20 protein-coding genes are annotated in these 20,184 nt (G+C 52.7%); 9 read left to right on the top strand and 11 right to left on the bottom strand.

Annotated elements, in window-relative coordinates; all coding sequences use genetic code 11:
• Positions 1 to 18: 18 nt before the first annotated feature.
• A complete protein-coding gene (gene hppD / locus ACSHSR_RS08515) occupies positions 19 to 1,059 on the bottom strand; it encodes a 4-hydroxyphenylpyruvate dioxygenase (protein ID WP_028780802.1) in 1,041 nt (346 codons plus the stop codon).
• A 71-nt stretch (positions 1,060 to 1,130) separates the two neighbouring features.
• Positions 1,131 to 2,291, bottom strand: coding sequence for a homogentisate 1,2-dioxygenase (locus ACSHSR_RS08520; RefSeq protein ID WP_096142677.1), 1,161 nt, complete (start codon positions 2,289 to 2,291; stop codon positions 1,131 to 1,133).
• Between the two features lie 244 nt (positions 2,292 to 2,535).
• On the opposite strand from ACSHSR_RS08520, the gene ACSHSR_RS08525 reads away from it, so the two are divergent.
• Both ACSHSR_RS08525 and ACSHSR_RS08530 read left to right on the top strand, forming a co-directional pair.
• Positions 2,536 to 3,450 (top strand): LysR family transcriptional regulator, encoded by a 915-nt coding sequence (locus ACSHSR_RS08525; protein WP_025011124.1) that lies wholly within the window; start codon positions 2,536 to 2,538, stop codon positions 3,448 to 3,450.
• 118 nt (positions 3,451 to 3,568) lie between these two features.
• Positions 3,569 to 4,363, top strand: coding sequence for a TIGR00266 family protein (locus ACSHSR_RS08530; protein ID WP_093983390.1), 795 nt, complete (start codon positions 3,569 to 3,571; stop codon positions 4,361 to 4,363).
• Positions 4,364 to 4,531: 168 nt separating this feature from the next.
• Here ACSHSR_RS08530 and ACSHSR_RS08535 read toward each other — a convergent pair whose 3' ends face one another.
• Positions 4,532 to 4,852, bottom strand: coding sequence for a hypothetical protein (locus ACSHSR_RS08535; RefSeq protein WP_028780804.1), 321 nt, complete (start codon positions 4,850 to 4,852; stop codon positions 4,532 to 4,534).
• The gene (locus ACSHSR_RS08540) at positions 4,849 to 5,313 is read right to left on the bottom strand and encodes an EVE domain-containing protein (RefSeq protein ID WP_101059923.1); all 465 of its coding nucleotides are present in this window, start codon (positions 5,311 to 5,313) and stop codon (positions 4,849 to 4,851) included. The genes ACSHSR_RS08535 and ACSHSR_RS08540 overlap by 4 nt, the downstream gene beginning before the upstream one ends.
• Before the next feature lie 143 nt (positions 5,314 to 5,456).
• Here ACSHSR_RS08540 and ACSHSR_RS08545 point away from each other — a divergent pair, with 143 nt between their 5' ends.
• Positions 5,457 to 5,807, top strand: a complete 351-nt coding sequence (locus ACSHSR_RS08545; RefSeq protein ID WP_025011120.1) for a DUF6508 domain-containing protein — start codon at positions 5,457 to 5,459, stop codon at positions 5,805 to 5,807.
• Positions 5,808 to 6,133: 326 nt separating this feature from the next.
• Positions 6,134 to 7,855 (top strand): AMP-binding protein, encoded by a 1,722-nt coding sequence (locus tag ACSHSR_RS08550; protein ID WP_479631411.1) that lies wholly within the window; start codon positions 6,134 to 6,136, stop codon positions 7,853 to 7,855.
• A gap of 63 nt (positions 7,856 to 7,918) precedes the next feature.
• On the opposite strand, the gene ACSHSR_RS08555 is transcribed toward ACSHSR_RS08550, so the two are convergent.
• Positions 7,919 to 8,908, bottom strand: coding sequence for a cytochrome-c peroxidase (locus tag ACSHSR_RS08555; protein ID WP_025887187.1), 990 nt, complete (start codon positions 8,906 to 8,908; stop codon positions 7,919 to 7,921).
• Positions 8,909 to 9,254: 346 nt separating this feature from the next.
• On the opposite strand from ACSHSR_RS08555, the gene ACSHSR_RS08560 reads away from it, so the two are divergent.
• From ACSHSR_RS08560 to ACSHSR_RS08570, 3 genes are read left to right on the top strand one after another with little or no spacing between them, the layout of a single operon-like run.
• Positions 9,255 to 10,019, top strand: coding sequence for a substrate-binding periplasmic protein (locus ACSHSR_RS08560; RefSeq protein WP_025011118.1), 765 nt, complete (start codon positions 9,255 to 9,257; stop codon positions 10,017 to 10,019).
• Positions 10,020 to 10,071: 52 nt separating this feature from the next.
• Entirely contained in the window at positions 10,072 to 11,100 is a 1,029-nt protein-coding gene (locus tag ACSHSR_RS08565; RefSeq protein ID WP_479631412.1) for a DUF2817 domain-containing protein, read from the top strand.
• The gene (locus ACSHSR_RS08570) at positions 11,093 to 11,869 is read left to right on the top strand and encodes an alpha/beta fold hydrolase (RefSeq protein WP_028780809.1); all 777 of its coding nucleotides are present in this window, start codon (positions 11,093 to 11,095) and stop codon (positions 11,867 to 11,869) included. The genes ACSHSR_RS08565 and ACSHSR_RS08570 overlap by 8 nt, the downstream gene beginning before the upstream one ends.
• A 65-nt stretch (positions 11,870 to 11,934) precedes the next feature.
• Here ACSHSR_RS08570 and ACSHSR_RS08575 read toward each other — a convergent pair whose 3' ends face one another.
• Positions 11,935 to 12,342, bottom strand: a complete 408-nt coding sequence (locus tag ACSHSR_RS08575) for a YccF domain-containing protein (RefSeq protein ID WP_025011114.1) — start codon at positions 12,340 to 12,342, stop codon at positions 11,935 to 11,937.
• A gap of 311 nt (positions 12,343 to 12,653) precedes the next feature.
• Between ACSHSR_RS08575 and ACSHSR_RS08580 the strand changes: the two genes are divergently transcribed.
• Positions 12,654 to 13,628, top strand: coding sequence for a 1-aminocyclopropane-1-carboxylate deaminase/D-cysteine desulfhydrase (locus tag ACSHSR_RS08580; RefSeq protein WP_418068818.1), 975 nt, complete (start codon positions 12,654 to 12,656; stop codon positions 13,626 to 13,628).
• Between the two features lies 1 nt (position 13,629).
• Here the strand turns inward: ACSHSR_RS08580 and ACSHSR_RS08585 are convergent, their stop codons facing one another.
• The gene (locus ACSHSR_RS08585; protein WP_037437240.1) at positions 13,630 to 13,866 is read right to left on the bottom strand and encodes a hypothetical protein; all 237 of its coding nucleotides are present in this window, start codon (positions 13,864 to 13,866) and stop codon (positions 13,630 to 13,632) included.
• A gap of 314 nt (positions 13,867 to 14,180) precedes the next feature.
• Entirely contained in the window at positions 14,181 to 14,354 is a 174-nt protein-coding gene (locus tag ACSHSR_RS08590) for a hypothetical protein (RefSeq protein ID WP_093983382.1), read from the bottom strand.
• A 512-nt stretch (positions 14,355 to 14,866) separates the two neighbouring features.
• Between ACSHSR_RS08590 and ACSHSR_RS08595 the strand changes: the two genes are divergently transcribed.
• Complete coding sequence (locus ACSHSR_RS08595) at positions 14,867 to 16,438, top strand: mechanosensitive ion channel family protein (RefSeq protein ID WP_479631413.1); 1,572 nt, start codon at positions 14,867 to 14,869, stop codon at positions 16,436 to 16,438.
• Between the two features lie 108 nt (positions 16,439 to 16,546).
• On the opposite strand, the gene ACSHSR_RS08600 is transcribed toward ACSHSR_RS08595, so the two are convergent.
• The 3 genes from ACSHSR_RS08600 to ACSHSR_RS08610 all read right to left on the bottom strand — a co-directional run bounded on the left by ACSHSR_RS08600 (position 16,547) and on the right by ACSHSR_RS08610 (position 20,131).
• Positions 16,547 to 17,623 carry a ketoacyl-ACP synthase III gene (locus ACSHSR_RS08600; protein ID WP_028780812.1) on the bottom strand — a complete coding sequence of 359 codons (1,077 nt, stop codon included), beginning with the start codon at positions 17,621 to 17,623 and terminating at the stop codon, positions 16,547 to 16,549.
• Positions 17,624 to 17,710: 87 nt separating this feature from the next.
• Positions 17,711 to 18,382, bottom strand: a complete 672-nt coding sequence (locus ACSHSR_RS08605) for a GntR family transcriptional regulator (RefSeq protein WP_025011106.1) — start codon at positions 18,380 to 18,382, stop codon at positions 17,711 to 17,713.
• A 117-nt stretch (positions 18,383 to 18,499) separates the two neighbouring features.
• Positions 18,500 to 20,131 carry an aldehyde dehydrogenase (NADP(+)) gene (locus ACSHSR_RS08610; protein WP_208223961.1) on the bottom strand — a complete coding sequence of 544 codons (1,632 nt, stop codon included), beginning with the start codon at positions 20,129 to 20,131 and terminating at the stop codon, positions 18,500 to 18,502.
• Positions 20,132 to 20,184: the final 53 nt, after the last annotated feature.

Raw genomic sequence — 20,184 nt, forward strand, 5'->3', positions numbered from 1 at the left:
AGGTGATTTCGCTATCGGTTACAGCACGCCACGCTTCATTTGATCGCGCTCGATGGATTCGAACAACGCCTTGAAGTTACCCTCGCCAAAGCCGAGGTTGTTCTTGCGCTGAATAATCTCGATAAAGATGGGGCCGAACAGGTTTTTGGTGAAGATCTGCAGCAGATAGCCACTGTCATCCCCGTCCACCAGAATTTGATGATGCTTTATCTTGTCGCGGTTTTCCGTCACTTGCGGCACCTTGTCGAAGATGGTGTCGTAGTATTCAGGGATGATGTCCAGGGTCTCGATTGAGGTTCCTTCCATGGCATCGAGCGAGGCGACGATATCCCGGGTGCGGAACGCCAGATGCTGCACGCCCGGGCCGTTATATTCGCGCAGGTACTCATCAATCTGGTTTTTGTCGTCACCCTTGCCCTCATTGATGGGGATACAGAAGCTGCCATCGGGAGAGCGCAGGGCATAGGAGACCAAGGCGGTTTGTACGCCGCTGATATCGAAGTAACGCACTTCGGTGAATCCGAAGATATCCTTATAGAAATCAGACCATTGTTCCATAGTACCCTTGTGGACATTGTTGGTCAGGTGATCCACTTCCATAAAGCCTTTTTCAGGGACTATCACAGGGGCAGGCAGGTCGACAAAGTCTGTCTTGTAGATATTGTCCTGCTCGCCGAAACGGTCGATGAAGTAAATCAGGCTGTCGCCTATACCATAGATTGCCGGGTAGGGCAGATCAGTGTGGGCCTGGTCTGCCGGACGGGCGCCGCGGGATACCGCCAGTTGCAGGGCATAATTGGCATCTTCTACCCGCCACCCCATGGAGCAGATGGCCGGGCCATGGCGCTTGGCAAATTCGGCGCTGAAGCCTTGACGCTCCTTGTTGAGCAGAAAGTTAATGTCGTTCTGCTTGTAATAGAAAATCTCCCTGTCCTTGGCTTTTTTCAGCATGGAGAAACCAAAGTCGATAAAGACCTGGTGCATGAAATCACTGTCCGGGGTTGCAAACTCGGTAAATTCGATACCGAGCAGTCCCAGTGGATTCTTTTCGCTTGCCATTTCTATGTCCTCTTCAATGATGTTGCTTGCGGCCATTCTCTGATGGCCTTGCTGGATATTCGGGTCCGGGCTCAGCGTTCGAGCCAGGAGCGGTTGTAATCAGTACTCATGCAGCTCTGCACATGGGTGGTTAACTGCAGCGGGGCAAAGGTATCCACCATAACGGCGTATTCATAGGTGTCTTTCTTGCCGATGGAGGCTTCGGTGCGTCCGGGCTGCGGCCCATGAGGCACACCTTTTTGATGCAGTGTCAGGTAACCGGCTTCTATGCCGGTGCGGCTCATAAAGTCGCCGTCCACATAGTAGAGCACCTCGTCACTGTCGATATTGTTGTGGTAGTAAGGTGCCGGGATCGCCTTGGGATGGAAGTCGTAAGGTCTGGGAACAAAGTTGCAGATAACAAAGTTGTGGGCGGTAAACACCAGATGATCTGAGGGGGGCAGGTGAATCTTGCCTACCTTGGGCGCGTACTCTGTGATGTTGAAGGCCCAGGGGTAGACAAAACCGTCCCAACCCACCAGATCAAAAGGATGCCATTCCAGCTGAGTCAGTTGATATTTGTCGCCAAACTTGCTGACCAGTGGGAACTCCCCTTGCTCGACCCTGGCCTCTGTCAGTTCGGGTACCCGGATATCCCGCTCGCAATAGGGCGCTGACTCCAGCAACTGGCCATAGTCATTGCGAAAGTGTTTGGGGATCTCCACCATGGAGAAGGATTCGATCACCAACAGGCGCACATTACTGTAGTCCTTGAATTTCAACTGATAGGTGGTGCCGCGGGGGATCACCAGGTAGTCCCACTTTTGCACCTTGAGCTTGCCGTATTCGCTTAAGAGCTCGCCTTCACCCTCGTGGACAAATACCACCTCGTCGGCGTAGGCATTGCGGTAGAACAGCTCGGTATCCTCGGTGACTCTGGCAGTATAAATCGCCAGATCCTGATTGAAGAAAATCTTGTTGCGGGCACAGAAGAAGTGCCCCTGTCTGTCGGCCTGTTTACTGTCCAGTTTATAGTTCTGTACCAGGGAGTCCTGCCACACTTCACCATGGCTGAGCTCAAAAGGCTCAACGGTTAACGCCTTGGTAGGCATATTGTGGTGATACTTGTTGGAATAGATATTGGAAAAGCCATGGGTTGAAAACAGCTCTTCACGGTAGAGTTCACCGGATGGCTTCTCAAATGCGATATGGCGCTTGTTGGGAACCTGCCCCTGTTTTACATAAAATGGCATCTGACTCTTCCTTGGTGGCGCTTGCTGTTAACCTTCTTTGGGAACCTTCGGCGGCCACTGTTGTTATTCTTGTTCTCTTTGCGCTCTTGTCTGTCGGAATTGCCGGTCGCTAGCAGCGCAAATGAGCCGTTTTTGTGATCTATCTTTCAATTTAGTTGCGCGCTTGTACAAAAAAAAGAATAATTATTCGGCATACTCAATCTAAAAATTTGATTGTCTTGTTGGATTTACGGGAGTGTAAACCTTGCGTATCGATATCGACGCCTTCAATGTGCTTAAGGTGGTGGTGGAAGAGGGCAGTTTTGCCAAGGCGGCAGAGCGTCTGCACAAGGCGCAGTCGGCGGTGAGTTATCAGATAAAGAAACTGGAACAATATCTTGGCGTTAATCTGCTTGACCGTAATCAATACCGGGCCGAGCTGACTCACGAAGGGCGGGTTATTTTGGCCGAGGGACAACGCTTGCTGGCGCATCTTGGCAATATAGAGCATCTGGCCAGCCGTTTCAGTGAGGGCTGGGAGCCCAGATTGGAGCTGGTGATAGACGGCGCCTTGCCGATGGAGCCTATCATGACCGCCCTCAAGCGCATGACAGAGCATAAGATCCCGACCAAAATCCAGCTCAATATGGAGTTTCTCGGTGGGGTACAACACAGGTTTGAGCGCGACAGCGCTGATCTTATGTTGGTGAAAGACTATCGCAGTGGCCCCAGTTACCACCCCAAGCCCCTGCCTGCTATCACCAGTGTGTTGGTGGCAGGTAAAGACCACCCCTTGACTTCGCGCCGCGGCATTACCCTGTCAGAATTGCAGCAACATGTGGAGCTCACCATCGAAGACTCATCACCGGTCAAGAGCCAGCGCGATGAGCTGCAGTTCGGCGGCGACAAGGTCTTTTATCTCTCCGGTTTCATCATGAAAAAGAACGCCTTGCTCAAGGGCCTGGGTTTTGGCTGGATGCCGGACTTCCTGATAACCGAAGAGCTGGCTTGTGGTGATTTAAGTGAGCTGGACTTTGTCGGCGGCAGCCGTTTTCGTTTTATTCCTCAGTTGGTGTCGACGCTGGAGCGGCCTCTTGGCCGCGCAGGAAGGCTGTTTACCGAGCTTATTCTGGAGGAGTTTGAGCGCTTTCAGGGGGATAATGCCAGCGGTCTGGGTTGAAGCATTCTGTTACTTTTTACTCAAATCACATCCGTCTCCTCACTTGCCGTTTTGACATTTTATGTCATAGACTGAGTGCCAGGTCATTCAGACCCTAAACCATTGAGGGGGAGTTTCAATGAGCAAGAACAGCCATGAAGTGGATTATGAGATCAAGGGCGAGAGCATGCAGCTGGTTGAGGTGGAGCTGGATCCCGGTGAAACCGTGATCGCCGAGGCCGGCGCCATGACTTACATGGAGGAAGGGATCAGTTTTGAAGCCCGGATGGGGGATGGCTCAGAGCCGGATTCGGGCTTTTTCGGCAAGTTGATGGGGGCCGGTAAACGTATGCTGACAGGTGAAAGCCTGTTTATGACCCATTTCAGCAATCAGGGCCAGGGCAAGCGTCGGGTGTCGTTCGCCGCACCTTATCCTGGCACCATCCTGGCAATCGATCTCGATGAGGTCGGCGGTGAACTCATTTTGCAGAAAGACAGTTTTCTGGCCGCGGCCCTGGGTACCCAGGTGACCATGAGGTTCAATAAGCGCCTGGGAACCGGTTTCTTCGGCGGTGAAGGCTTTATTTTGCAGAGCCTCAAGGGTGATGGCATGGCCTTTATTCACGCAGGTGGCACCTTGATCCGTAAAGAGCTCAAGGGCGAAACCCTGAGAGTGGATACCGGCTGTCTGGTGGGCTTTACCAACGGCATCGATTACGACATAGAGAGGGCTGGCTCTCTCAAGTCCATGGTGTTTGGTGGTGAAGGTTTATTTTTGGCGACACTTTCAGGCCATGGCACAGTGTGGCTGCAGAGCCTGCCGTTTTCCCGTATGGCCGACAGGATCATTGCCCATGCGCCTTCCGCCGGTGGCAGTGACAGGGGAGAGGGCTCAGTGCTTGGTGGAATTGGCCGTATGCTGGATGGGCGCTAAAGCGCTATTTGCGAAACTATCAGCAGAGATAGCAGTAAAGATAGCAGCGAAGAAAGGCCGTCAAGCGCTTAACCTATTTTGCCGACAAACAAAAAAGCCATGGTTTCTACCATGGCTTTTTGCTTTTGAACTTAGGGCTTTTGATAACGGTATCAATGTTCCAGGATCTCAATGTTCCAGGATCTCAATGATCCTGCGGGTCTTGTCGTGCAGCTTGAACAGTGTGCCTTCAATGTCGACCGTTATCAGGCCATCATTGCCCAGCGGCACAACCACTCGGCCGCGGGCATAGATATCATTATCAAGAATATCGCCCCTGTGATAGCGCTTCTGCCAACCCGGAGGCAAAGGTTCACCCCGGGCGGCTTTCTTTTGCAGTCCAGGGGGCAAATCTTTGTGGTCTTTATCCTGCTTGGCCAAAACGGCCGGACTGGCCAACAGGGCACCCAGGCTGATTGCTACCAAGGCTTTGGATAGTTTGTTTGTCATAGTTTCTCTCCTGCGAGTAGAAGAATACGTTGCCATTCCTGCTCTGTGACCGGTTGCACGCTCAGCCTGGCCCCTTTTTGTACCAGATACATATGTTCGAGCTGCGAGTCTGCCTTGATCTCTTTCAGGCTGACTGTTCTGGCAAACTGACGTTCAAAGCCGATATCCAACTGAAACCAACGCGGTGACTCTGGGCTCGACTTGGGATCAAAGTAGGGTGACTCTGGATCCCAGGCCGTGGTATCGGCTTTGGCCTCTCCGACGACTCTGGCAGTGCCCACCACGCCCGGCGTTTTGCAACTGGAATGATAGAACAAAATGGCGTCGCCGATTTGCAGTTCATCGCGAATAAAGTTTCGAGCCTGATAATTGCGGATCCCGCACCAGGGTTCCACCTTGACCCGCTGTAGATCGCCGATACTGAATTCATCGGGTTCGGATTTCATCAACCAGTACTTCATGCTGGCACTCCTTGAGTGTTTTTACCAGAAAAGCTTACCAGCCTGTTAAGCACTTATTCAGCAAGGCAAGGGCAGACTGACCTCATTAGATTGGTAGATTATGCATTATTGTGATAATCGATGTAAAAGATTAGGAGTCGCCTATGGCCACACTTAGCCTGACAGCTTCAACTGCTGATTATCAAACCTATCGCCATGATTTTGCCCGCGGGGAACAGGATTACAATCCCGCGACAGTCCACAAATTTGTTGCTGAAATGAAGCGCCAAGGCATGCTGCTCAACGAGTTCAGTTGGGATGATTGGTACCAAAACAGCCATATGGTCGACAGGCCTGAATATATCGCCGATGCTTCCTTGTATGAATGCCGCTTGCTGCTCAGTGCCATGGTGCGACTTGAGCGTTTCAGCCCGGGTGTCCTGCAGAACATGCGCCGCCAGGGGGTCATGTTGGCCTTACTGGAAAGAATGCAACAATTGCAAAAGGCGGCCTGAGAATATCCGGCGGCGGATATTGTCCATTTTGCTGCCATGATCCCGTCATCGACAGGCTTTTTATTCAGGGCTCCTTTGAGAGCCCTGATGGTTTTTGAGCCATTATTCTTTAGTCTAAAAGCCGGTTTCCTTGCTTGTTATTCCAATGCGCCATTCGTTAGAGTCGTTATGAACCCTGCGCCCAGGCCGCAGTGAAAGCCAATCATTGCCGCTGTTTTTGATACTTTTCAGATGCCGCCAATATGGCTTCACACTGTGAGGGGAGGGCCGCCGGCTCAGGGTGACAGACTCTTCCTATAACGATAAAACAACGCACGGAGGCTTAGATGTCTGCCAACAAGACAAGCAAGCAACCCAATGATTTACCTCTGTCCCAGAGCCGTTATCTGGGGCACAGTAATACTCCCTTGATAGACAAGACCATAGGCCAGTATCTGCAGGATATCTGCAACCGTTATCCGGACAACACTGCCGTGGTGATGCATCATCAGCAACTGCGCTGGAGTTATGCGCGCTATCTTGAAGAGATAGATAAGCTGGCCACAGGCCTGCTGGCACTGGGTATCGGCCCCGGGGATCGGGTCGGGATCTGGTCGCCCAATAATATCGAGTGGTGTCTGACTCAGTTTGCCACCGCCAGAATTGGCGCCATCATGGTGTGCATCAACCCGGCTTATCGCCCGGAAGAGCTGGAATATGCACTCAGTAATGTGGGCTGCAAGGCACTTATCACCCACGACAAGTTCAAGTCCAGCGATTACCTGGCGATGCTGAATGAGCTGGCGCCGGAACTCAGTGATGCCGAGCCCGGCAAACTGATGTCCAGCCGTCTGCCGGAACTGCGCTGCGTTATTCGCACCGGCAGTGACAAGACGGCGGGCATGCTGAATTTCCCTGATGTATGTGCCATGGGCTCTGAGGCGGAATATGCCGATCTCAAAGGCATAGGTGAGCGTTTATCGCCCCATGATGCCATCAATATTCAATTCACCTCAGGCACCACGGGGAACCCCAAAGGCGCCACGCTGACCCACCACAATATTCTCAACAACGGCATGCTGGTGGCCGACGCCATGGGCTTTGGCCCGGACGACAAGCTTTGTATTCCCGTGCCTCTGTACCACTGCTTCGGCATGGTGCTGGGAAATCTGGTGTGTCTGGCCAAAGGCGCCACGGCCGTATTCCCATCCGATGCCTTTGATCCTGCTATTACCCTCAAGGTGGTTGAGCAGGAGCGCTGCACCGGACTTCACGGGGTGCCGACCATGTTTATTGCCGAATTGGAGTTGGCCAACTTCCAGGATTATGACCTCAGCAGCTTGCGAACCGGAGTGATGGCCGGAGCCACCTGTCCCGAGGAAGTGATGAAACGGGTGCATAAGCTGATGCATATGACGGAAGTCGTAATCGGTTATGGCCAAACCGAATGCAGCCCGATCAATAACATGACAGAGGTCGAGTCCTCGTTGGAGAAGCAGGTTACTACCGTGGGCCGGGCTCTACCCCATACCGAGGTGAAGATTATCGATGAGTTCGGTGAAATAGTGCCTGTAGGTCAGCCGGGTGAGGTGTGCAGCCGAGGTTACTGTGTGATGCTGGGGTACTGGAACGATCCGGCCAAAACCCAAGCCACCATAGACAAGGATGGTTGGCTGCACTCTGGCGATCTCGGGGTGATGGACAGCGAAGGTTATGTGCAGATAGTTGGCCGCATCAAAGACATGATTATCCGGGGCGGTGAGAACATCTATCCGCGGGAGATTGAAGAGAAACTCTACACTCATCAGGATATTCAGGATGCCGCGGTATTCGGGGTACAGAGTGAAAAATACGGTGAAGAGGTGTGTGCCTGGATCAAGATGCGCCCCGGCAGTACTGTCACTGAAGATGAAATCCGTCACTTCCTGACCGAAAAGGTGGCTTATTTCAAAGTGCCACGTTACATCAAGTTTGTTGAGCAGTATCCGATGACAGTTACCGGTAAAATTCAAAAGTTCCGCATGCGTGAGCTGATGTATGAAGAGCTGCACCGGGATATCAATGGCTGAGTCATTTAAACCGCAACAGTAAAAGAGAAGCGCCGCAATGCGGCGCTTCTTTATGGTTATGAATTACTTGCCGAAAGGAACCGGCCTTGGGGTATCTTTATTGGATGGCGGCAGAATCGGCAGTTCAACCTTGGGCTGTTCCCCGGTCAGCGACTTGAGGAAGGCTACCATCTCCTGAGTTTCTTTTTCGGTCAACTTCTGGCCCAGCTGGATATCCGACATGGTGTTGACCGCCTCTTCCAGGTTCCAGACGCTGCCGTCATGGAAGTAGGGGTAGGTGAGTTCAATGTTACGCAGAGTCGGCACCTTGAACACCATCTTGTCAGCTTCCTTGCCTGTGACTCCCTTGCGGCCTTCGGCAGGGTTATCCGTGTGGAAAGGTTTGATGAGTCCCATCTTCATATACATGGTGCCACCGACCGCCGGGCCATTGTGGCAAGCGACACAGCCTTTGTCCTTGAACAGCTGATAACCCGCTTTGGCTTCGGCGCTGATGGCCTTTTTGTCGCCTTCCAAATATTTGTCAAAGGCGCTGTTGGGGGTCACCAGCGTCTTTTCAAAGGCGGCAATTGCATCTGTGATCCTGTCGATATTGACCTCTTCAGAGCCGTAAACCTGCTTGAAGCGGGCACGGTAAGCCGGCATGGAGGCAACGGTTTCGGACGCCAGCTCATGAGTAAAGCCCATCTCTTTAGGGTTGGCTATAGGACCTGCGGCCTGTTCCTTGAGATCTTTGGCGCGGCCATCCCAGAACTGTGCCAACATATAATCGGCGTTCAATACGGTAGGCGAGTTGATAGGACCTTCTTGCCAGGCATGACCGATCGAGGTTGGCAGGGCGTCGACCCCTCCCATGGAAAGGTTGTGACATGAGTTACAGGAGATAAACCCGGATTTTGATAATCTGGGTTCGAAGTAAAGCATTTTCCCGAGTTCGACCTTTTCCGGCTCGGTGATTTTCACCGGCTTGATAATTTCGATAGGCTCAGCCGCCTGAGCCGCAGTCATCCCGAGGGCTGCCGTTACAGCCATGACCAGTGCTTGATATCTCATTGCTATCACCTCTAATAGGCTTACTTTGTGTGTGGCTATTTGTCTATCATAGTGATGGGATAGAGGCTTTGACAGCTGTTAATATCGATTGGCTCCATCGTTGATTTAGATGGATTTTTTGTGATGATTGCCGCGGTTTTTACCTCTTGCTTTAGCTATCTTGTCTGAATCGACTTTTCTCACATTTTCATCCTGCATCACGCTTTGGGTAAAAGTGTGCTGAGGACGATACTTTTATCTTCCTGGCAGCGCTTATTAGGGCCTGTGGCTGACTGACATCGACAAGCTATACTCTGTTAACTTCCTGAATGCTTATGGGATTGGCCTTGGCAAACGGAGTGATACTATGGCAAGAACCTCAATCACCTTTTTCGGCCGGCCTGCGCTGTTCGTCCTCCTGTTGTTACTTTATAGTGGCAGCCCTGTGGCTCGCGCCGACACTCTGCAACTGAGCTCGCTTAATTGGCCACCCTACACTGGTCAGATGCTGGAACAACAGGGGGCTTGTGTTGCCGTGGTCAAAGCAGCACTCGCCGCCATGGGCCATGACCTCAAAGTCAATTTCTACCCCTGGAGCCGGGCGGTTAAATTGGCAGACATGCCTGGTTCACCCTATCTTGGTTACTTTCCAGAGTATTATCACCAAAGCGATAAGTTTATTTTTTCAAAGCCCTTTGGCTTCAGTCAATTGGCACTGGTGGAACAATCCCAGCGGCCAGTGAGCTGGCAACAGTTGCAGGACTTGCAGCGTTACAATCTCGGAGTGGTAAAGGGCTATGTTAATACCGAGAGCTTGGACCGGGCCATGGACTCAGGCCGGCAACCCTTTGAGCTGGCCAATTCCGATGAACAAAACCTTCGCAAATTAGCGGCCGCCAGAATTGATGCCGTGGTGATCGACGCCAATGTTTATCGTTACCTGCTGCGGCAAAAGGGGATGGAGGAGTTGGAAGGCAAGCTTAAACTGAATCGGCAATTGCTGGCCAGCAAGGGCTTGCTGGTGGCTTTTCGAAATTCCGAAGAGGGGCAACGTTGGCGGGATATTTTCGACCAGGGATTGGCCCGAATTGATGCCAAGAGCATATTGGAGCAACACTTAAAGTATCATTGAGTTGTCATCCAAAGCGGTTAAATTGAGCACTTTACCCCAGATGGACGGGTCTGTGACAGAAAGTGCCTATGAGCTTGAACTGCTTGCCGAACTGGAGCATAAATACCAGCAACATTTGAATGCCAGGTCTTTGGCTCAAGTCGGCTTTGCCGGTAAGTCGCTCGATGTGCGGGCGCTGGAACTGGGGAACCCAAACGCCAGGGTGCCCACAGTGCTGTTCGTCGGCGGTGTTCACGGGGTTGAACGTATCGGCAGCCAGGTGATACTGGCGCTTCTTGGCAGCCTGTTGACCCGCTGCAGTTGGGATAAGCATCTGCAGTTGATGTTAACCCAGATACGGTTGGCGTTTGTACCTGTGTTGAATCCCATCGGCCTTATCAGGGGAACCCGCGCCAATGGCAATGGGGTCGATTTGATGCGCAATGCTCCCATAGATGCCCGCGGCTCAGTGACCTTTATGGTCGGCGGTCAACGGCTTTCCCGATATCTTCCCTGGTATCGGGGCCGCAGCAATCAGCTGGAAGTCGAGACCAAGGCGATTATTGACTACAGTAATGAACTTATGGCCCGCGGCAGTAGCTTGATTGTGCTCGATGCTCACTCAGGTTTTGGCCTGGTGGATCATATCTGGTTTCCCTTTGCCTGTAAGGACACGCCTTTTGCCCGCCTGGGGGAGGTGTATCATCTAAAGCAGTTGTTCGAAATGAGCTACCCCCATCATTGTCACTATCATATTGCGCCCCAAAGTCGCTTCTATCGCACCCACGGTGATATTTGGGATTATTTGGTCAGTTGTAACCCCCAAGTGCCTTTCCTGCCCTTAACGCTGGAAATGGGCTCCTGGGCCTGGGTCAAAAAGAACCCCAGGCAATTGCTGCGTTTCTCCGGTTATTTCAACCCTCAAAAGCAGCACAGGCTGCAGCGTATTTTACGGCGCCACTTTACCCTGATGCAGTTCTTGCTCGATGTGGGGTATGCTCAGGTACTGGAGCAACTGCCTGAACTTCATCGGCATCACCTGGATTATCAGGCACGAAACTTTTGGTATCCACAAGCGGCGGAGAAACCAAGTCATGACTGAGCAGCAAACCTGGGTGTTGATCCGCGGCTTGATGCGCGATAAACGTCATTGGCAGGCCTTTGCCGATAATTTGCTGGCGGCGGGGTTTAGGGTGGAGCTCATCGATCTGCCTGGAAATGGCGATAGGGTGGCGGATACCAGTCCCTGGGATATTCAGGATTATGCCGACTTTGTTGCAGATGAACTGCTGCGACGCAAGGTGGGTAAATGCCGAATATTGGCTATCTCCATGGGCGCCATGGTGGCCATGACACTTGCCGGGAAAAATGACACTGAAGCCGGCCGCCAAAAGGGATTTCAGCTTGAGGGGCTGTTATTGCTCAACAGCAGCGCCGCCGATCTTTCGCCTTGGTATCAGAGATTTCGGCTGCAAGCCCTGCTACGAGCCTTGTGCGCTAGAGTCAAAGGCGAGGGCATTCAATGGCGCGAGGCGACGATTCTTGCGCTTACCAGCCTTGCTCATGCCAAAGACAAGTCTCTGTGCCGTTTCTGGAGCCAACTGGCGCTTGAGGCCAAAACCACACTCGCCAATGGCTTGCGACAAATTGTTGCCTCGGCCCGCTTTCGCTCCCCGGCTAAGCTGTGGGTGCCGGCAACCATTGTTTATGGCTGTGATGATCGCCTGGTTTCGCCCAAGTGCAGCATTCGCCTGGCGGCCAAATATCGGCAAAAGCCGATTCCTTTTTGCCGCTGCGGGCATGATGTGGCGCTGGATAGGCCTGAGTTATTGCTGGAGTTGGTGCAGCGTTTGAGTCGACAAACGCCTTAGACTTGTTTGGGTAAAGCCTGAGCCCAGGTCGAAATCGAAGCAGATATCCGACCTGGGCTTTGTGATTAATGAGAGGCGACCACTGTCTTGCCTATGGGCGTTAAAGAGAGCAAGGCCAGTTTTAGGTGCTGAATGCCAAAAGGTATGCCTATGATGGTGACAAAGCAGGCCAGGGCGTGGGTCAGGTGGCCTATCGCCAGCCAAATCCCGAACAGCAGGAACCAGATAATGTTGCCGACCATACCCAGGGCGCCGGTGCCCAAGTCTTCGCGGCCAGAGAGCCTGTCGCGGCTGATATGTTCCTGACCGAAGGGCCAGAATGCCAGTTCACCTATGACAAAGCAGGCGCGGCCGAATGGGATACCTATGATACTGATAAAACAGAGTAAGCCGACAAACCACCAGGCCAGTCCCATGACAAAGCCGCCAAGAATAAACCAGGCAATATTAAAAATAAGACGTAAAATAGCCATTGAGTGCTCCTTTAAATGGCGGTTCAGCCACACAGTTTTGCTGTAAAGCTTGGGATATTTCGATTATTAGCCAGAAGCATGCCATAATTATAACCTGTTGAATAATATTGGATATTTCTATTTCTGAGCCTAGGCGGATGGCGGCGGGTGGTGATTTATACCAATAAGTAGCGATAATCATCACAGAGGGGAGCCGCAATGGATTAGCCTCCAAGCCATCACTTAGTCGGCATAAAGCCAACTGGTGCCTGTGAGGATTTGTGGCCTGAATCCTGTCCTCCTTGGCGGCAAACACATACAATAGCCATCCCTTGCACACCTTAGCCTTGAAATATATCGCCAGTGCCATGTCTTTAGCCGATTTCAAACTGGATAAAACCCCAGTTCAAGCCTTTGAGTTTCGAGGTCATCAGCTGTTTATCAAGCGCGATGATCTGCTTCATCCCAGTTTCAGTGGTAATAAGGCGCGCAAGTTCCGTTATTTCCTCGACCACGACTTTCCCGGTATCAAGCGCCTGATAGGTTATGGCTCGGCCCAGGCCAACTCACTCTACTCTATGGCGGCGCTGGCCGAACTCAAAGGTTGGCAGCTGGACTTTTATGTGGATCACCTGCCGGAATGGTTGCAGCAGCAACCCCTGGGTAACTATCGCGCCGCGTTGGAATTGGGCGCACGGGTGATTGCTGTAAAGAATACACCCAAGGCCGAGTTGATGACCGGCATGACCCTGGAGGACTTTGTCAGGCAGCATATTGTGCCTGAGTGTGAGCACAGCCTGTTTGTTCCCGAAGGGGGCCGCTGTAGTTATGCCGAATACGGCGTGGCTCAGTTGGGCGTCGAGATTTTACAGTGGCAGCAGCAACAGGCTACCCATAACCTCAAGCTGTTTTTGCCATCGGGGACAGGTACAACAGCACTGTTTCTACAGAAGTATTTTTGTGAGCAACAGGCTGATATTGAAGTGCTGACTTGCGCCGTGGTCGGCGGAGACAGTTACCTCAAGACCCAGTTGCTTGAGTTATCGCCCGATGAGGCATTGCATCCAACTATTGTTACACCCGAACGCAAGTATCATTTTGGCAAGTGTTACCCCGAGTTTTACCAACTTTGGCAAGAGCTGGAGCAAAGCGGTATCCGCTTTGAGCTCTTGTATGATCCACTCGGCTGGCAAGTGTTGCTCGACTTCTTGCGACGTGAGGGCCACAGCCAGGTATTGTATCTGCATCAGGGGGGGCTCCTTGGCAATGAGTCCATGCTTCCCAGATACAGGCGTAAATACGGCTGATTCAGACCAGCTGGTTGCGCTTGAGGATCTTATGAGTGCGCTCAGCCAAGCGCTGCAAGGATTTGAGATCGGCAAGCCCAGGCACCTCGTCATCGAGACGGGACTCCCAAAAGCATACCTCAGTGTCCAACATCTCCAGCATTTTCTTGGAGCAACCCAGGCATTTCCCGCCGCATAGGCTGGCTTCCGGCAAGTCCAGTGGAATACAGCGCCGGATCTCGCTCAGCAATGAGCGCATCGCTTCCGTGGTATTCGGTTTAATGGAGCCGGGTTTAGTCGCTCTGCTTTTAGTGGCTGTGATGGATTGATTCAAGGCAACACCGACAGGTAAGTTTGTTAAACATCAGCTTAATTCAAGTGGAAGGGTTGGAGAATGATCTGGCGCTTGATTTACTGTTTATCGCCATTTGGTCAGGCTGCTTCCCGGGATCACGGGAAAAGGCCTTGACCAAATGTGATGTTCTACCCGATTGCTGCTGGATAACAGTCCAATCTGCCTGAGCATTCGATACAGTGAGAGGATAGGGGTATCGAGTGGGTATTTCGACAGTCTTACTTATTGGCGCTCAGCAACCACTTCATAAACTTGAGGGTTTCTGTACGCTTTGAGAAGGTTTGCTTCTTCTTGCCTTTGCTGTCGGTAAAGGCGATTGAGTTTTTGTTGATGGAAATTGAATCTACAGGGAAATTTACTGTGATTTCATGTCCGTTTACTTTGTATGACATAGGCCACACTCCTTATTTCTGTTAGCGCCGATATTGGCGTATACAATCTTAACTATAGAAAATCCTTAGCATTTATTGCGAAAGATGCGTTGGTTGACTATTGAATGTACCCAGTTTGTCAGCCTTTATCAAGCCCCCGACAGACTGAAGTGCATACAGACACTCAGGGTGTCAGTAGAACATCAGACCATCGCCGCAGCACAGAGTTCACCACAGCTGTGTGACATTTCAATTAAACTCAGGAATTGTTAACTGAACGAATTTACTTAAGCGGCCTGGAGCGAGATGGGACGAGCTGAGGGTACCTTAATATCGTCGGCAATTATATCGACAGTTGGCTATAAGTCAAGCAGTATAAATACTGAGCCGATATATCCGGAACTACATGTTTCTGCTACTCTTTTTTGCTAAAGGTGCCAATAGCTCCCTGGTGCACTCTGGCTTGAACACAGCTTGAAGTGCTTACACCGGATGGATTGGTACCTTATCTTATAGTGGCAAGGAGCGCGTTAATGAATAGAGTGTTGATTGGCATAGGATTATTTATTCTGTTGCTCTGGCCTGGGTTGTGTCCGGCGGCCGAACCTGCACCGGAAACGCCAAGCGAGCAAAGTGCTGCAGCGGCTTATGAGTATCGCGACCCCTTGTTCAGGGATACCCCCAGAGGCGCCCTGCAGGGCTTTATGCAATACGCCAGAGAGGGGGATTACCAAACCGCGGCCGAGTATCTGGATCTGCGTTTTCTTCCCACCGGCATGACAGCGGAGCAGGGGCCGCTCTATGCCAGGCAGTTGCTGGCGATTATCGAGCGTAATCTCTGGCTCAACCCGCAAGAGCTGGATGATACCCCGGAGGGCAAAACCGACGACAAGCTGCCCGCCTATCGGGAGGGATTTGCCCGTTTGGAAGCCGAAAAAAAGGCCTATCAGCTCCTGTTGCAGCGGGTGCCTAGCTCTGAATACGGCAGTCTGTGGAAGGTTTCCAATGCCACGGTTGCCAAGCTCCCAAAACTTTACCAGGCCTTGGGCTATGGCCCTGTGGTGGAGTGGTTTATTGAGCACATTCCTGAAGGACGCCTGTTTACCCTGAATCTGTGGGAATGGGCCATGATGCTGGCCTATCTGGCGCTGGCGTTCTTATTCGTGGTACCTGTGACCTGGTTGCTGCAATGGCCGCTTTCACGTTCATCACACCCGCTCAAGGCTGAATTGGGCGCCTTTATTCGTGGCCCTCTGCGATTCTTTGCCGCTGTGGCACTCGATAGAGCCATGCTTGCCAACAGTACCTTGAGCGCTGCGATGCAGGAGATAGTCAACACAGGCTTTTTCTTTATTCTGGCCACAGTTTGGTTGATATGGGCGCTGGTGGGGCTGGCACAGAGCAGCCTTAGGGAGCGCTGGATAGCCAAGGGCAACAAACAGGCGGCCTCCTTGTTGCGACCTCTTGGAAATTTTCTGCGGGTGGCCCTGCTGAGCTTGGCGACCTTATTATGGCTTGAGCATCTGGGTTTTAATGCCGGCACTATACTGGCCGGGATGGGTATCGGGGGGCTGGCAATCGCTTTGGCCTCGAAACAGTCGATAGAAAACCTGATTGGCACCATCACCCTCTATTCAGCCGCGCCTATCAAGGTTGGCAATATCGGTAATTTCGGCGGCGTTCGCGGCACAGTGGAGGAGATAGGGCTACGCTGTACCCGCATCAGAACGCTGGATCGTTCTGTCATTCATATGCCCAACGCCAAGTTGACCGAAATGGAGATAGAGAATATTTCAGAGCGGGAGAAAATCCGTTTCAAGACAGAGATACGTCTCGATTACAGCACAGATGCCAAACAGCTGCAGGCGATAATCAATGATATCAAAGCCTTGCTAAAGCAGCATGAGAAGGTGGACGAATCACCGATGCGGGTCACTTTCAAGGGTTTTGGCAACGCCGGGCTCGAGTTGAATGTACTGGCCTATGTCGGCACCACCAGTTTACCGGTTTATCAGGAAGTCGCCGAGGAGTTGCAGCTGGGGATAATGGCGATTGTCGCCGAGCACGGCAGCAAGATGGTGCCCGTATGGCCGGTTTCGGCCTGATACCCAAGATTGAAAACGGCAGAGGCTAAAGCCGTATAGACAATGGCAATAAAAAACGGTGCCCACGGCACCGTTTTTTTAAACAGGTCATTCGGCTCAGGCTTTATCTCAGGCCTTATCGCGATGGCAGAAATAGTCTACCGCGCGTTTTACCAGCTCAATTCCTGTCTGTTCACATGGCGGCAGGCTGGCATCGCTCTGCTTCAGCGGCGTGACTCTATCACCCCATTTCAGCAGCAAGGCGGCGCTGGTGAGGCCGGCACCAAAGGCACAGGAAAGAATATGTTGTCCTGGCTTGATCATGCCTTTTTCCAACGCATCACAGATGGCAATAGGAATGGTGGCTGCCGAAGTGTTGCCATAGTTGGCTATGTTGACGAAGGCCTTCTCTTTGGGGATCTTCATTCTGTGTACCAGAGTGTCGATGATCCTCTCGTTGGCCTGATGGGGGATAACCCAATCGACTTCCTCTTTGTCCAGACCACACTTCTCCAACACCTGGGCGCTGAGTTTGCCCATGCCGTTGATGGCGCGTTTGAAGATCTCCTGGCCATCGAATTGGATGTAGAAGTCCAGTGACTCGGCAACAAATCTGTCCATGCCTGTACCAAAGCTGGCTTTGAGAATGTCGCGGCCACCTGGATCATTGTTGAGTTCATAGCCCAGTACGCCACATGGGCTGTCTGTCGCTTCCAGTACCACGGCACCTGCACCATCACCGAACAGTACCGCGGTTTCTCTTCTTGACCAGTCGAGGTAGAAACTCAGACGTTCGGCGCCGACCACCAGGACTTTCTTGCATTGACCACTCTTGATTTGAGCGGTTGCCAAGCCAACCCCGTAGAGAAAGCCACTGCAGGCGGCGTTGATGTCAAAGGCGGCGCAGTTGGCGCCGACATTGGCCTGTACTGTTGAGGCTATGTTGGGGATCAGTGTGTCCGGGCTGGCGGTCGCCAGGATAATCATGTCCAGTTCGCTGCCTTCGATGCCGGCGGCGGCCAGCGCATGCTGAGCGGCTACAGTGGCCAATTCCGAGGTGTTGACGTGGCTGATATGGCGCTGGCTGATCCCTGTTCTGGGTTTAATCCATTCATCGGAAGTGTCGATAAAGGTGGCCAGATCATGGTTGGTCAGTACGGCGGGGGGAACGCACTTTCCCCAGCCGGTAATAGTGGCGTACTGCATTGAATTTACTCTCAAAATAAAAAGACAGAAGCCAGATCTGTCTTTTGGACAACTAAAGCGCTATTGCTTGGAAAGGGTCGTGATTTTTCAGCTCACCTGTTGGGCTACCAATTCACGAATGGCGTTGGCAGCGTGCAGTATGTGGGCCCTCAGCAGGACCACGGCCTCATCTATTTTCTTTTGCCGACATAATTGCAGCAGATCCCTGTGATCCTGCTCGGCTCTGGGGATCCCACCTGTCAGCAACAACTGTAAGCGAATATAGCGATCACAGTTGGTGTTCAGACCATGTACAACTTCCATGGTGTGGGGACGGTTGGCGGCGCGGTACAAACTTGTGTGGAACTCTGTGTTGAGCTCGCTCCAGCTGCCCACGGCATTATCCTGTTTAAAGGCGGATTCCAGTTTGTCCAGTACGGCTTCGGCCTGACGCAGATCTTCATCCTGCAGGTTTGGAATGGCTTTGGCAAGGAGATCAGTTTCAATCAGTGCTCTGAGTTCAAATAACTCGCTGACTTGCTCCACCGACAATTCGGTAGCCGTGGCGCCCTTATGGGCTTCAAACTTGACCAAGCCTTCGGCTTCCAGTTGCAAAAGGGCTTCCCTGACCGGAATCCGGCTGACATTCATCTCTTCTGCCAGAGCGCTCTGACGCAGCGGTTCGCCTGCTGCGATTTCACCTGAAAGAATTTTCTCCCGCAGCACTTCGACCACAACCTGGGTGCGCGTTTTATGAACGATGGGCGTAGTTCGGCTCATAGATCCCGTCTTTGTATACGTTATTCGGTTTTGATCCGAATAAGACTACAGCGAATGCTCAGATAAATAAAGGGAAACCACTTGGGTTTCCCTCTGCAATGCCGCGCAAGATGTGCTTTAGAAGTAGCGTGCGCCTGGGTGTTGATCCGAAACTTGCCCTTGGTTGAAGCTGTTTGTCAGCTCAGAAGGCAGGTTTTGCAGACTCAAAGGCCTGAGAAAGCGCGCAATAGCCTGAGTGCCTACCGAGGTACTGCGCAGATCTGTGCTGGCGGGGAAGGGGCCACCATGGTTCATGGCATGGCAAACCTCGACGCCAGTTGGCATCTGATTAAAAATCAGTCTGCCTACCTTGTATTGCAGCGCCTCCAAAACGTCCGGATAACCTTGTAAGTCGCTGCTGGTGGCATGGACACTGGCGGTTAACTGGCCATCGAGCGCCTGGATCACAGCCTGCAGTTCGGCTTCACTTTTGACCGTCACCAACAGGGCGAAGGGGCCGAACACTTCTTCCATTAGATCAGGGCTGGCAAGCAAGCTCTCGGCACCGGTTTCCAGCAATAGTGGCCGGGTATGATGCAGCGCCGCGGCGGCTTTACCCTGAGCCAGCAATTCAAGGGCCGGATTGGCGAGCAGCTGCTTGCTCCGGGTTTGAAATGACTCGGCAATTCCCGGGGTTAACATGGGAGCCGCCTCGGTTTCAGTGATAGCCTGACTCAGGACGCTACGGTAACGTGCAAGGGCTTTTTGGCTGGATTCGCTGTCGGCCAATGCCAGAATAAGCCCGGGGCTGGTACAGAATTGCCCCTGAGCCATCAACATCGACTGATGTTGATGGCCGGCGAGGGTTTCTGCCTCGGCTTGCAATTTACCCGGCAGCAGCAGCTGTGGGTTGATTGAGCCCAGTTCGCCATAAAAGGGAATGGGTTTGGCTCTGGCGGCGCAGCAATCGGCCAGGAGCCTCCCTACCTTGAATGAGCCGGTAAAGCCTACTGCCTGAATACCGCTGTGAGATACCAAGCCAGTCGATAGCTCTGGCCTGCGTCCCTGCAATAGGGAAAATACGGCGCTTGGCATATCGCAGCGAGAGGTAGCGCGGGCAATGGCGCGGGCCACCAGTTCACTGGTGGCCGGGTGTGCAGGATGGCCCTTGACAATCACGGGGCAACCGGCTGCCAGTGCCGAGGCACTGTCACCGCCGGCGGTGGAAAATGCCAGCGGGAAGTTGGAGGCACCGAATACGGCAACCGGCCCGAGAGGCAGCTGGGTCAATCTGAGTTCGGGTTTGGGCAGCGGCGTGCGCTCGGGGTTGGCTTTGTCTATCAACAGAGGACTTGGCGTCTCTCTGAGCTCTGATGCGAACAGCCTGAGCTGATTGGCGGTGCGGCCAAGTTCGCCGTTTATCCGCGCTTGTGGTAGGCCGGATTCCAGCATGGCCGCCGCCGTGATAAGCACGCTGTCGTTTTCAAGCTCGGTGGCGATGGCCTCCAGGAAGGCGGCCCTGGCTTGCGGCCGTGTTTGCCGGTACTGAACAAAGGCGGCACCGGCCGCTGTGACTGCCGCATCTATCTGGCGCTCGCCGGCTTCAGCGAAACTGAGCGCCAGCGTTTGATTGGCGACCGGATCCAGGCTTTGAAACCGTTCGACATCTGTCTCACTCTGCCATTGCCCGGCGATTAGATGTTGGCCGGTCAGTTGTGACGCTAACTCTTTGACGAGCGCCTCACGGCGGTTGGGGATCTCTGTTGTCATGGGGTCTCCTTTAATGTGTGGGCACTTGAGTCTGGGCTATCCAGTGTTGACTG

This window comes from Shewanella sp. VK101 (assembly GCF_056497865.1).